The sequence below is a fragment of the Microvirga sp. 2YAF29 genome, assembly GCF_052114605.1.
Classification (GTDB): domain Bacteria; phylum Pseudomonadota; class Alphaproteobacteria; order Rhizobiales; family Beijerinckiaceae; genus Microvirga.
Map to the genome: position 1 here is coordinate 166,117 of NZ_JBFRFB010000006.1, position 12,293 is coordinate 178,409.

The 12,293-nt window shown below is 61.7% G+C and carries 13 protein-coding genes; 7 read left to right on the forward strand and 6 right to left on the reverse strand.

Annotated elements, in window-relative coordinates; translation table 11 throughout:
• The first annotated feature begins 161 nt into the window (after positions 1-161).
• Positions 162-1,010 (forward strand): YihY/virulence factor BrkB family protein, encoded by an 849-nt coding sequence (locus tag AB4Y85_RS10360; RefSeq protein WP_441984809.1) that lies wholly within the window; start codon positions 162-164, stop codon positions 1,008-1,010.
• On the opposite strand, the gene AB4Y85_RS10365 is transcribed toward AB4Y85_RS10360, so the two are convergent.
• On the reverse strand, positions 1,007-1,306 hold the full coding sequence (locus AB4Y85_RS10365) for an HlyU family transcriptional regulator (protein WP_441984810.1): 300 nt from the start codon (positions 1,304-1,306) through the stop codon (positions 1,007-1,009). The genes AB4Y85_RS10360 and AB4Y85_RS10365 overlap by 4 nt on opposite strands.
• A 185-nt stretch (positions 1,307-1,491) precedes the next feature.
• On the opposite strand from AB4Y85_RS10365, the gene AB4Y85_RS10370 reads away from it, so the two are divergent.
• From AB4Y85_RS10370 to AB4Y85_RS10380, 3 genes are read left to right on the forward strand one after another with little or no spacing between them, the layout of a single operon-like run.
• Positions 1,492-1,845: a DUF6152 family protein gene (locus AB4Y85_RS10370; RefSeq protein ID WP_441984811.1), complete on the forward strand. Its 354-nt coding sequence runs from the start codon at positions 1,492-1,494 to the stop codon at positions 1,843-1,845.
• A gap of 7 nt (positions 1,846-1,852) precedes the next feature.
• Positions 1,853-2,320 (forward strand): DUF6644 family protein, encoded by a 468-nt coding sequence (locus AB4Y85_RS10375; RefSeq protein WP_441984812.1) that lies wholly within the window; start codon positions 1,853-1,855, stop codon positions 2,318-2,320.
• Positions 2,321-2,346: 26 nt separating this feature from the next.
• On the forward strand, positions 2,347-3,192 hold the full coding sequence (locus tag AB4Y85_RS10380; RefSeq protein WP_441984813.1) for a lytic transglycosylase domain-containing protein: 846 nt from the start codon (positions 2,347-2,349) through the stop codon (positions 3,190-3,192).
• Positions 3,193-3,328: 136 nt separating this feature from the next.
• Here the strand turns inward: AB4Y85_RS10380 and AB4Y85_RS10385 are convergent, their stop codons facing one another.
• Both AB4Y85_RS10385 and AB4Y85_RS10390 read right to left on the reverse strand, forming a co-directional pair.
• Positions 3,329-4,072 carry a hypothetical protein gene (locus AB4Y85_RS10385; protein WP_441984814.1) on the reverse strand — a complete coding sequence of 248 codons (744 nt, stop codon included), beginning with the start codon at positions 4,070-4,072 and terminating at the stop codon, positions 3,329-3,331.
• A 299-nt stretch (positions 4,073-4,371) separates the two neighbouring features.
• A complete protein-coding gene (locus AB4Y85_RS10390) occupies positions 4,372-5,586 on the reverse strand; it encodes a fumarylacetoacetate hydrolase family protein (RefSeq protein WP_441984815.1) in 1,215 nt (404 codons plus the stop codon).
• A gap of 177 nt (positions 5,587-5,763) precedes the next feature.
• Between AB4Y85_RS10390 and AB4Y85_RS10395 the strand changes: the two genes are divergently transcribed.
• Genes AB4Y85_RS10395 through chrA form a run of 3 tightly spaced genes read left to right on the forward strand, consistent with a single transcriptional unit; the run spans position 5,764 to position 8,197 of the window.
• The gene (locus AB4Y85_RS10395; RefSeq protein WP_441984816.1) at positions 5,764-5,982 is read left to right on the forward strand and encodes a hypothetical protein; all 219 of its coding nucleotides are present in this window, start codon (positions 5,764-5,766) and stop codon (positions 5,980-5,982) included.
• A gap of 53 nt (positions 5,983-6,035) precedes the next feature.
• On the forward strand, positions 6,036-6,830 hold the full coding sequence (locus tag AB4Y85_RS10400; protein WP_441984817.1) for an LOG family protein: 795 nt from the start codon (positions 6,036-6,038) through the stop codon (positions 6,828-6,830).
• Positions 6,827-8,197 (forward strand): chromate efflux transporter, encoded by a 1,371-nt coding sequence (gene chrA / locus AB4Y85_RS10405; protein WP_441984818.1) that lies wholly within the window; start codon positions 6,827-6,829, stop codon positions 8,195-8,197. Before AB4Y85_RS10400 ends, chrA begins: the two co-directional genes overlap by 4 nt.
• 42 nt (positions 8,198-8,239) lie before the next feature.
• On the opposite strand, the gene AB4Y85_RS10410 is transcribed toward chrA, so the two are convergent.
• The 3 genes from AB4Y85_RS10410 to ppc all read right to left on the reverse strand — a co-directional run bounded on the left by AB4Y85_RS10410 (position 8,240) and on the right by ppc (position 12,242).
• Positions 8,240-9,019 (reverse strand): SDR family oxidoreductase, encoded by a 780-nt coding sequence (locus AB4Y85_RS10410; RefSeq protein ID WP_441984819.1) that lies wholly within the window; start codon positions 9,017-9,019, stop codon positions 8,240-8,242.
• A gap of 159 nt (positions 9,020-9,178) precedes the next feature.
• On the reverse strand, positions 9,179-9,346 hold the full coding sequence (locus AB4Y85_RS10415; protein WP_441984928.1) for a hypothetical protein: 168 nt from the start codon (positions 9,344-9,346) through the stop codon (positions 9,179-9,181).
• Positions 9,347-9,455: 109 nt separating this feature from the next.
• Positions 9,456-12,242, reverse strand: a complete 2,787-nt coding sequence (gene ppc / locus AB4Y85_RS10420) for a phosphoenolpyruvate carboxylase (RefSeq protein ID WP_441984820.1) — start codon at positions 12,240-12,242, stop codon at positions 9,456-9,458.
• Between the last annotated feature and the right edge of the window lie 51 nt (positions 12,243-12,293).

Below are 12,293 nucleotides of genomic sequence, written 5' to 3' on the forward strand. Positions count from 1 at the left end.
GATGCTTCAAGTCATCGGGATCACCGGTACAAGGCCGGTGATGACGGCAGTGGGTTCCTCCACGTGAGATCATTCAGGAACACAACGAAGCCGCTGCCGGTTAACTGCCAAGGCAATGCTCACGCTTTGGACCATGTGGGCGGGAGAGAAACGGCACAGGCATGCTTTCCGACATTTGGCGACTTCTGAAAGCGGCATTCGCAGGCTGGTGGAACGACCGCGCCATGAGCCTCGGGGCCTCCATTGCGTTCTTTACGGTGTTTTCGCTGGCTCCGATGCTGCTCGCGGCCATAGCCGTCGCAGGCCTCGCCTTCGGACGCGAGGCCGCCCAAGGCGCCATCGTCTCGGAACTCGGCGGCCTGATCGGAAAAAGCGAAGCTTCCGCACTCGAAGCCATGATCGCCAGTGCCAGCAATGTCGGCTCCGGCCTCATCGGCACGACGGTGGGCATAGTCACCTTCCTGCTCCTCGTGACCGGCGCCGTGGTGGAATTGCAGGATGACTTGAACATCATCTGGAAAGCCGAGCCGCCGCAAAGCTTCGGGGTACTGGATTTCCTCCGCACCAGGCTTCTCAGCTTCGCCCTCGTGCTAGGGATCGGCTTTCTCCTGCTGGTTTCGCTGGTTATCGATGCAGGGCTTTCCGCCATCGGCTCCTACGTAGAGCCCAACTTCTCCGGCGCGGCGGCGCTCTTGCAATTCCTCAACAGCCTGGTTTCCTTCGCCATCGCTGTTTTTCTGTTCGCGATGATCTTCAAGCTGCTGCCTGCAGTGCAGATCGAGTGGAGCGATGTCTGGATCGGCTCCCTCGTCACCGGGCTCCTGTTCACGATCGGCAAGTTCCTGATCGGCTACTATCTCGGCAAGAGCAACCTGGCGTCGAGCTACGGCGCAGCCGCATCGATCATCACGATTCTGTTGTGGATCTATTATTCCTCGCTGATCCTGCTGTTCGGCGCGGAATTCACCAAGGTCTATGCCGAAAGCCGGGGCAGCCGGAGCAAACTTTAAGAGAAAACCCTGTCGCCCTGCTCGTCGATGATCTGCTTGCCCTTCGCAATGGCGAAGGTTGCGGCATCGTCCTTGCTGGGATGGGTCTCGGCGCGCACGAAGCGGTGTTCCTTCATGCCGCCTTCGAAATCCTTCTCGATCACGCCTGCGGTCTGGAACTGCCCCTTGGCCGGATAAGGCGCGGGTCGGATGCGGAAGCCCTTGTACTCCACCGCTTCCGCTTGCGGCTCGGACGAGGGCGCGCCATCGTCCGAGCCGCCGAGACGAGCCCATAAACCTTTGAAGAACGAGGACATACTGCACCTGAATGGGATGATTCGTTTGCGCAGGATATCGTTAGAGGACGGGCGCAGGTCAATCGAAGCCGATCACAAGCACCTGATCCTGCTCCCAATCCACACCTTAGCGCCTTGACGGAGGCTCGATGGGTCCAACCTCTCCTGGAGGTATTATCGATCCAACCAGCATGGGATTGCATGTCATGAGATATTCTCTTTCAGGCCTGCTTCTGCTTGGAGCGCTGACGACCGGAGGCTTGGCCTACGCGCATCACGGCTGGGGCAGCTACGATGCGTCGAAGGTTCTGACGGTGACCGGCCCGGTCGAGAGCGCCGCGTGGCAGAATCCGCATGTGATGATCATTGTCCGGCATGAGAACGAAAATTGGCACGCCGTTCTGGCGCCGCCTTTCCGCATGAGCGCGCGAGGCCTGCAACCCGACATGCTGAAGCCCGGCACGCAGGTAACCCTTGTAGGCTATCCCTCCACCCGCGAGGATGCCGAGTTGAGGGCAGAACGGATTACAGTCGACGGCAAGACCTTCGAGCTGCGCTAGGCCGCCGATGTATCCCGATCTTCTCGCCGCGCTCGAATCGTCAGGCCTAGGCCATGCAGGCCGGCATTCCGCATGGCTCTATACAATCGCGAACCTGCTGCACGTGCTGGGCGCGGCCTTCGTGGTCGGCGGCATCGCCGTCTTCGACCTGAAGGTCCTGGCCGAGCACGGCAAGAACGCACATCAGGTTGGGCGCTATGCGATTCCGCTGGCCGCCACAGGGCTGGCGATCCAGATCCCCACAGGCTTTTTGCTGCTGGCAGTGGAGGCCCGCGCACTCGGAACCAACCCGGCCTTTTATGTGAAACTTGCCTTCCTCGCTCTGGGCCTCGTCAACGTCGCGCTCTTTCATGCGCGCTTCGGCTCGTCCTTAAGGAGCGACACCCTGCCCGCTGAAGCGCGTCTCTACGCCCTTGTTTCCCTTCTGGCCTGGATCGTCGTGCTCTTGGCGGGGCGGATGATCGCCTACCTCTAATCGTGTTCGTTCCAGCGAGGTCTTTCATGCGGTTCGTGCTGCCGCTGTTCTGCGCAAGCCTGATCTGCTGCGGCGCGGCTCGGGCGAGTTCCGGCGCGGAAGGCGAAACCATCGAGCAGGCACTCTGCCGCCTCATCGAAGGAGCAGCGAAAGACCATCGGGTCCCCCGAGATTTCCTGACCAAACTCATCTGGCAGGAAAGCTCCTTCCGGCCCGGCGTCGTCAGCTCGGCGGGGGCGCAGGGCGTCGCGCAGTTCATGCCAGGCACCGCCAAGGAGCGCGGATTGAGCGATCCCTTCGATCCTGAACAGGCGATCCCGAAAGCAGCGGAACTCATCGCGGAGCTGTCAGGTCAGTTCGGCAATCTGGGGCTTGCCGCAGCAGCCTATAATGGCGGTCCGGCGCGGGTGAGCGCCTGGCTGGCCGGCCGCGGACAGCTTCCCTTCGAGACAAGCCACTACGTTCTGAGGATTACCGGACGACCGGCGGAAGATTGGGCCAAGGATGTGAAGGAGGCATCGGAAGCGGCAGAGGAGAAAAAGGCCGATCCGGAAAGCTGCCATCAGGTCGTGGCCACGCTCCGCCTGCCCATGCGCGGCGAGGCTATGGAAGCGCCCTTTGCGCCTTGGGGCGTTCAGTTGGCTGGCAATTTCTCGAAAGAGCGCGCCCTCGCAAGCTTTCAGCGCGCAAGCCAATCCTATGTGTCCCTGCTGAAGGATTCGCGGCCCATGATCATCGGAACGCGCCTGCGCTATCGCGGGAGCAGAACCTTCTATCGAGTGAGGGCTCCGGCGCAGACACGGCAGATGGCGGAGGATTTATGCAGGAATATCCGCAAGCTCGGGGGCAGCTGCATCGTGCTTCCGAGCTGACGAAATAAAATGGCCTGCAGGGTGAGTGCAGGCCATTCTTATTCTTAGAGCTGTTTCCACTTGCGTGGAAACAGCTCTCCTCTTTGTGGGACCGCATTTTTGACGGCGAACCGGATCCACTTCGCCGAAAAATGCTCTAGCGGCGCTGCGGGCGTAGCGAGCGCGCCAACTCGCGGATGACGTTGTCCTCGATGCTGAGATTCAGATCGCTCTCGTCTTCCGCGACCTCCACATCGGTCACGACCGGAGGCGTCGGTTGGGCCGCAGGCACACCCTGCGCGGCAGGAGCGCCCTGGCTCACCTCGACTTCGGCGGAATTGCGCATCTGATGCGCAGGCGCATAGGACCGCGCGGAGCTGTAGCGGTTCTCCAGCGTATCGAGCAGACTGTTTAGCGCAGCGTTCGTCAGCGCGACATCAGGAACCTGAGGCAACCCTTCCAGCGCGATGAAGCGGTTCTGGTAGATGGTATCCGACGTGACATCAGGGCCGAACCACGACAGAGGACGGAAATCCTTTGCCTCTTCTTCGCTCTCGAAGGAAACCGAGATCATGTCCAGAGGACCGGGCGTGACGAAGCGCGCGATTTGAACGTCGCGGGTGCCGACGGTGAGGTGAGTCAGCAGGTAATCGAGCTTGCCGGGTGTCACATCAAGCAGCGCTTCAGCATGAGCGCGCGGCACATCCGTGCGTTCTTCCACAGGGCCGTCGGCGCCGTTCTGAAGCAGGACCAGGCTGCCTTTCTCGCCATCCACGATCACGAAGGAGCTACGGTCTGCCTGGTTCGGGAAATGGCCCTCGGTGACGCGATTGCCCCCCCTCTCCTTACGGATCAAGCGCGCAAGGGATGAAGCAATGAGATAACGTCTGTAAGCAACCATTTTATGCTCTCTGAAACAATGAGTAGAATTACTCGCTAGCTTACAGAATTCAGCGCGCTCTCGATTGCAGAATGTAGTTTCAATTCACATGAACAGTGTCGATTATCGCTGCAATCGACACAAAACAACATTCTGCTTCGGCGCAGCTTCCTTTCTGTCAACTTCAAGTACTCAGTGAGCGCTTATGATGGCGTTCCAAAGGCAAAGTTCAATGGAACAAGCAATTATCGCCTGAGGATTTGCAAATGGGGTTAACTCGTTTGGCAACATCGTTCGGTGGAAGACGAATGACGTTGAGATCAGACGTCGGCTGATGTGTTGAGCAATCCGCGCCACGCAAGATTGCGCATGAATGCGTGAAGGCCGAAGGTCCACGGCTCGCATTCGGAACTCGGCTTCATGCGGTTCACAAGCATTCCCAGTTCCGGCGCGGCGATCGAGACAATGTCGCCCGTCTTGTGCGTGAACCCCATCCCTACATCATCCCGATCCTTCGTGGGCGCGAACATCGTTCCGAGAAACAGCACGAAGCCGTCGGGATATTGATGATGAGGCCCAAGTGTCTGCGCCACCAGATCCTCCGGATCGCGGCTGATCTTCGTGATCGACGATGCGCCTTCCAACTTGAAGCCGTCTTCACCCTCGACCGTCAGCGTCACCGTCGTCCGGCGCACGTCGTCGAGCGAGAAGCTGGCGTCGAAGAAGCGGATGAACGGGCCGAGTGAGCAAGAGGCGTTGTTATCCTTGGCCTTTGAGAGCAGCAGGGCGGAACGCCCTTCGAAATCGCGCAGGTTCACATCGTTGCCGAGGGTTGCGCCGACGATCCTCCCATCGGCGGTCACGACCACCACAACTTCCGGCTCGGGATTGTTCCAGGTGGATTTAGGATGCAGGCCCGCATCCATGAACGCGCCGACGGCGGACATAGTGGGAGCTTTCGTGAACACCTCCGCATCCGGCCCGATACCCACTTCGAGATACTGACTCCAGGCGCCTTGCGCCATCAGCACCTTCTTCAGCTCCATCGCCTCGGGGGACCCTGGCTTCAGGCGGCTGAGATCGTCACCGACGAGACGAAGGACCTCGGCGCGAATGGCCGCCGCTGCACTGGCATCGCCGCGCGCCCTCTCCTCGATGACGCGCTCCAGCATGGAAACGGCGAAGGTCACGCCCGCAGCCTTGACGACCTGCAGATCGACCGGTGCCAGAAGCCACGGCTTCGATGAATCGCGGCGGTCGCCGGGTGTGTTCGCGATGATCTCTGCAAGGGAAGCAATCCACTCCCCCCTGGCTTCCTTGAGCGCCTGCGCCGGATTGGGAAGCGCCGCCAGCTCGCTCATGGTGGGATGAAGCGCCGAGATGTCGAAAACGCCATCCTCGCGGATCGCGACGACGCATGGCCCGATTTCAGGACGCCAGACGCGCCCCGCGAGCGCCCCGCGATAGCCATCGGCAGGCAGGATCTCAGCGGCATTGTGAACGGAGAGGTCTCTCACAGGCGGGCTCCCTTGCATGGGGCGTGCCGCCCCTCTTTGGCCGCCACTATAGCGGCCCTGGTCATGGGGCCTATAGGGAAAAGGGCGGAACCGACCCGCTCGGAACAATCCTTCCTCGTCCTCCGTTGCGCCCATGATCCCCATGTTGCGGATTCCTTCGCATCGCCACTGAGCTCCAAGAAAGGATGCCGGCCCATGTCCGACACCCCGAACCCCACGCCTCCGCAGCCCGACGTGCCGAACCCCGCGCCGCAGCCCGTGTACCCCGATCCAGGCCCTGCAGGCATCCCCAATCCGGGCGAGCCCTTGGGCGTTCCGCCGACCATACCGAGCGAATCGCCGAGCCCGGCGGAACCCGTGGGCATCCCACCCGCCGGTCCCCAGGAAATCCCGACAAACCCGGCAGGCTCTTAACCGAAGCCTCAAGATGTGCTTTGTGCGGGAGAGGATCACAGGAGCCTCTCCCGATGGATAACGGCAAGCCTTCGAACGCGGCGATCACGGCTTCGGCCTCCTATCGCCTCGCCGCCCTGGATCAGGACTTCCTGCTGGGCGACACCATGCGTGGCGTCCGTTTCCAGCTGGAATATGCCAAGGCGGAAGAAAGCCTGCGCATCTGGGGTGTCCGCTCGACCATCGTCGTATTCGGCAGCGCGCGCATCCGCGAGAGCGGACCTGGCAGGCACCCATACTGGTATGAACAGGCCCGCGCCTTCGGCGCCATTGCCTCCCAAAGAGGCGGCGCGCTGAAAGTGGATAGCGGCCTGCGGGACAACGTGATCGCAACAGGCGGCGGCCCCGGCATCATGGAAGCCGCCAACAGAGGTGCTTTCGACGTCGGCGCGCCCTCCATCGGCTTCAACATCACCCTGCCGCACGAGCAGGAGCCGAATCCGTATTCGACACCCGAACTGACCTTCCGCTTTCACTACTTCGCCATGCGCAAAATGCACCTCGCCATGCGCGCCAATGCCCTCGTGGTCTTTCCTGGTGGGTTCGGGACCCTCGACGAATTGTTCGAGCTCCTGACACTTCGTCAGACCGGGAAAGTGCCATCGCTGCCCATCGTGCTGTTCGACAAGGCCTATTGGCAATCTGTGATCAAGTTCGATGCCCTGCTCGAGCACGGCATGGTCAGCGAGGCAGATCGTAGCCTCGTTCATTTCGCGGAGAGTGCAGAGGACGTCTGGACGAAGCTGGTCGAGAATGGCCTTCTCGTTCCCTCCGATATCGACCATGCCGAAGCGAAGACGGCGCCGTGAGCGACGGGGAGAAACCTTCGGGGGCCCATGGGGTTTCACTTTCCGAAGCCTTCCGCACCTGGCTTCGCGTAGCCGCATTGAGCTTTGGAGGACCGGCCGGGCAGATCGCGGTGATGCACCGGATCCTCGTCGAGGAGAAGCGCTGGATTTCGGAAGCGCGGTTTTTGCATGCGCTCAATTATTGCATGCTCCTGCCAGGCCCGGAGGCGCAGCAGCTCGCCACCTATATGGGCTGGCTCATGCATCGGACGCTCGGCGGCCTGATGGCAGGGTTGCTTTTCATCCTTCCGGGCATCATCGCCATCATGGCCTTGAGCTGGATCTATGCGCTCTTCGGCAATGTCGGCCTCGTCGCAGCCCTGTTTTTCGGCTTGAAAGCAGCCGTTCTCGCCATCGTTTTCGAGGCGGTTGTCCGTATCGGCAAGCGGGCGCTCAAAAGCCGAGCCATGATCGCGATTGCAGGCGCGGCCTTCGTCGCAATCTTCTTTCTCGGAGCCCCCTTCCCTCTCATCATCCTGACGGCAGGCATCGTCGGTTTCGTTAGTGCGCGGGCAGGTGCAAGCCCGTTCATGATCGCCTCTCCGAAAGACAAGGAAGAGATGGATGATCTGCTCGGAGAGGAGCTGCCCGCCCATGCAAGGCCGAGCCTTTCCCGAAGCCTGCGGGTATCCGCTCTATGGCTGACACTCTGGCTCGTGCCCGTGGCGGCCTTGCTCATGATCCTCGGCAGGAGCGACGTCTTCAGCCAGATCGCCGTCTTCTTCTCGAAAATGGCCATGGTCACGTTCGGCGGCGCTTATGCCGTGCTGGCCTATGTGGCGCAGCAGGCTGTCGAAACCTATGGCTGGCTGCGGCCCGGCGAGATGCTGGATGGGCTTGGCATGGCCGAGACGACGCCGGGGCCCTTGATCATGGTGCTGCAGTTCGTCGGCTTCATGGCCGCCTATCGCGACCCTGGAGCGCTGAGCCCTCTCATGGCGGGAACGCTCGGAGGCCTTCTCGCCACATGGGTGACATTCGCACCCTGCTTCTTATGGATCTTTCTCGGCGCGCCTTACATCGAGATCCTGCGCGGCAACCGGGCCCTGAGCGGCGCTCTGTCGGCAATCACGGCCGCAGTGGTGGGCGTCATCCTCAACCTGGCCATCTGGTTCGGCATCCACACGATCTTCCGCGAGGTTCGCAGTGTCGAATGGGGCCCTCTCACCCTCGACATGCCTGTGTGGAGCAGCGTGCATCCATGGGCGCTTCTGCTGTCGCTCGCCGCAATGATCGCCATGTTCCGCTTCCATGTCGGAATGCTGCCGACGCTGGCGGCAACATCGGCTGCCGGTATCCTGCTTTACACGTTCGGTATCATCACTTGAAATGGCGGAGCGAGGAAAACCCTCCTCGCCCCGCAATCAGGTTCAAGTCACGGACGAGATCTGTCCGCCATCCACGCGCAGGATCGAGCCCGTCATGAACGAGGCCTTCTCGCTGGCCAGGAACACGGCTGCCGCCGCGAACTCCTCGATCTCGCCGTAGCGGCCCGCCGGAATGCCCGCACGGGCGGCCGTGGCCACATCCTCGACGGAGCGGCCGGTGCGCTCGGCATTGACCGTATCGAGTTGCTTGAGGCGATCCGTGGCGATGCGGCCGGGCGCAATGGCATTCACCGTCACGCCGGAAGGCGCAACTTCGCTCGACAGCGTTTTGGCCCAACCCACAAGGGCTGGGCGGATCGCATTGGAGATCGCAAGGTTCGGAATCGGCTGGATCACGCCGGAGGAGATTACCGAGATGATGCGGCCGAACTTGCGCTCAATCATGCCGGGCAGCAGTAGATCCGTGATGCGCACGAGGTTGACGAACATCGCATCGAAAGACTGGCGCCATTGATCGGAGGAGACGCCCTGAGCCTTACCGGGCGGCGGGCCGCCGCTGTTGAGCACGAGAATATCCACGCCGCCAAGCGCGGCCGTGACATCTTTGGCGAGAGCATCGACCTGCTCCACCTTGCCCGTGTCGCAGATGAAGGGCAGCACGTCCCGCCCGATCTTGTCGGCGGCGGCTTTCGAGCCCTCCATGGTGCGGCTCGCAATCGCCACCCGCGCGCCCTCTTCCGCCAAGCCCTGGGCGATGCCGAAGCCCAGTCCCTTGCTTGCGCCCAGCACCAGTGCGCGCCTGCCCTTCAATCCCGTTTCCATGCCTCAAGGCTCCCCGTTTTCGAATGAGTCACCCATCCCTATCCGCATTGGCCCGAGGGCTCAACCTTGGCTTTTGGATGATCCGTACGGCGGGCCCCAACAGCAAACTGCCCGGACGAGGCCGGGCAGTTGCAAAGCTTGATCGCGATGAGGGGACAGTCAGTGCCACCCACCCTTCTTGCCGCCACCGTCCTGCTTGTTCACGGTAGCCCAGGCACGACGCTCAGCCTCCTTCTCGGAGACGCCGCGGTTCTCGTAACCTTCCTCGATATGCTCGGCCTTACGCTTCTGCTTGTCCGTGTAATTGGACTTGTCGCCACGTGACATAGTTTCTCTCCATCGTTCGACTGACGAAGCTTGGCCGCCCCGCGAGGGACTGAACCATTGCTGCATCGTTTCAACCCATCGCTGGAAAGAGGATTCCTGCCTGCGCTCGTCAGCCGCTGTTGCGAAGACCCGCAGCGATGCCGTTGATGGAAAGGTGGATGCCCTGCACGACCTGTTCGTCCGCATCGCCCGAACGGTGACGCTTCAAGAGCTCGATCTGCAGATGGTTCAGCGGATCGAGATAAGGGAAGCGGTTGCGGATGGAGCGCGCCAGAAGCGGGTTCTTGTCGAGAAGCGCTTGCTGTCCGGTGATGGCAAGCAGCGTCCCGATCGAATCCTCCCATTCACGGCGAAGACGCGGGAAGATCGCCTCACGCAGGGCCTCATCCTCGACGAGCTTGGAATAGCGCGATGCAATGGCGATGTTGCTCTTGGCGAGCACCATGTCCATGTTCGACAGCAGGGCCTCGAAGAAAGGCCACTCGCGATACATTTCCTGAAGAAGCTTCAGGCCTGTATCCGCGTGCTTCTCGAGAAATTCGTCGATCGCGGAACCGAAGCCATACCAGCCCGGCAGCATGAGGCGGCATTGCGCCCAGCCGAACACCCACGGAATCGCACGCAGATCCTCGATCTTGCGCGAATTCGTGCGCGATGCGGGGCGGCTGCCTATATTGAGGTTGGCGATCTCGCCGATGACGGTGGATTCCCAGAAATAGCGCTCGAAGCCCTCGGTCTCATAGACGAGCGCGCGATAGGCCTTGTAGGCGCTGTCCGACAGTTCCTCCATGGCTTGCAGATACTCGGCGCGCGGCGCGGGTTGCCCTGAATGAAGAAGAGACGCTTCCAGCGTCGCCGCCGCGAGAATTTCGAGATTGCGCCGGCCGAGATCCGGGTTCGAATATTTTCCGGCGATGACTTCGCCCTGCTCCGTGATACGGATCGCGCCCTGCACCGCACCGCCGGGCTGTGCGAGAATGGCCTGATAGCTCGGCCCGCCGCCACGGCCGACGGAGCCGCCGCGACCATGGAAAAGACGGAGACCAACGCCGTGGCGCTTGAACACGTCGATGAGATCGATCTCGGCCTTGTAAAGCTCCCACCCGGAGGTGAGGAAGCCGCCGTCCTTGTTGCTGTCCGAATAGCCGAGCATCACCTCCTGCGCCTGATCGCGGCTGCGCAGCAGGCGCATGTAATCGGGCAGCGAGAAGAGGTTGTCCATCACGCCGCTGCAATTGCGCAGATCCGCAATGGTCTCGAACAGCGGAATGATGTTGACCGCCATCTCGCCTTCGCGCGAGCGCAGCAGGCCTGCTTCCTTCAGCAGCAACGCGACTTCGAGAATGTCGGATGGATCGCTCGCTTTCGAGATCACATAATTGGGCACGCTGGCACGTCCATACAGGCGGTGCGCCTTGGCGGCCTCGTGAGCGATGGCGAGCTCGGATGTGGTCTCGGCTGAGTATTCGAGGTAGGGCGAGGTGAGAAGCCTCGGTGTCCGCAGCTCTTCCAGCAGGAGAGCGACCCGCTTTTTCTCCTCCAGCGTCTCATAAGCCGTCCCGGGAACTGCCTTCTCGAACAGCTCCGCGACGACCCGCTGATGCACATCGGAATTCTGGCGCAGGTCGATGCTGGCGAGATGGAAGCCGAAGACGTCGACCGCGCGGCGCAAGCGGCGCAGGCGGCCTCGTGCGAGCGATCCCGATCCATTGGAGACCAGCGAGCGATGCAGAATCGCGAGATCGCCCTCGAACTCCTCTACACTGGCATAAGCCGGCGCTTCGCCCACCGCGTGGCGCGCCACGTCGCTGTGACCCAAAGCCTGCGCGGTGGCTGCCAGGCGCGCATACATTCCGGTGATTGCGCGGCGATAAGGCTCGTCCTGCCGGTGCGGCGACGGATCAGGCGAGATCTTCGCCAGCTCCGTCACCTGCTCGGAGACATTCACGTAGCGCCCATCGAGCGACAGTTCCGCGCCGAGGCAATGCAGCTCCTCCAGATAGGAGCCGAGCGCGTGCCGGCTTTGCAGCAGCAAAGCCTGCCGCAGGGCATCCGCAGTCACGAAAGGATTGCCGTCGCGGTCTCCGCCAATCCAGCTTCCCATGCGCAGGAAGGACGGCAGTTCCACGTTCTCCCATTTCGGGTCCATGGCGCAGAGCTGATCCTCGATGGAGGCATAGACGCGCGGCAACTCCTTGAAGAAGGTATAGTCGTAATAGGACAGGCCGTTCACGACCTCGTCGATCACCTTCAGCCGGTTGCGGCGCAGGATGCTCGTCTGCCAGAGGGTCAGGATCGCGCGGCGTAAGGACTCCTCGCTCGCGCCTGTCTCTTCAGGCGTCAATTCATTCCGGTCTCGCTGCGCCAGGATTTGTGAGATCTCCATCTCGCGGTCGATGGTGCTCTTGCGGCGCACTTCGGTCGGATGCGCGGTCAGCACCGGACAGACGAGCGCCGATGCGAAAAAGGCCTGAAGGGCCGTTTGGCTGATCCCGGCCTCCTGCGCCAGTTTGAGCGCCCTGGCGACAGTGCCTTCGCGTGGAGCGGGCGCCGCCATCGCATGCGCGCCTGCCATGGCATGGGCGCGGGAGCGGCGGACGTGATGCTGATCCTCCGCGATGTTGGCGAGATGCGAGAAATACGTATAGGCTCGGATAATCTGGTTGGTGCCGCCACGAGACAGGGAGTTCAGGATCGTCTCAAGATCCCGACGGGCATCCTCGTCCTCATCGCGGTGGAAGCGGATCGAGGTCTGGCGGATGCGCTCGACAACCTCGAAGACCGCATCGCCCTCCTGCTCGCGGATCGTGTCGCCGAGGAGCCGCCCGAGCAATCGGATATCATCGCGAAGCGGAAAATCCTTTTCAGGCGTCACATCGGGATTGATCAGGGACACGTTTTGGGCTCCGCTTCAGGCGTTCATGCTGCACCTGCGAAGTAAAGCGCA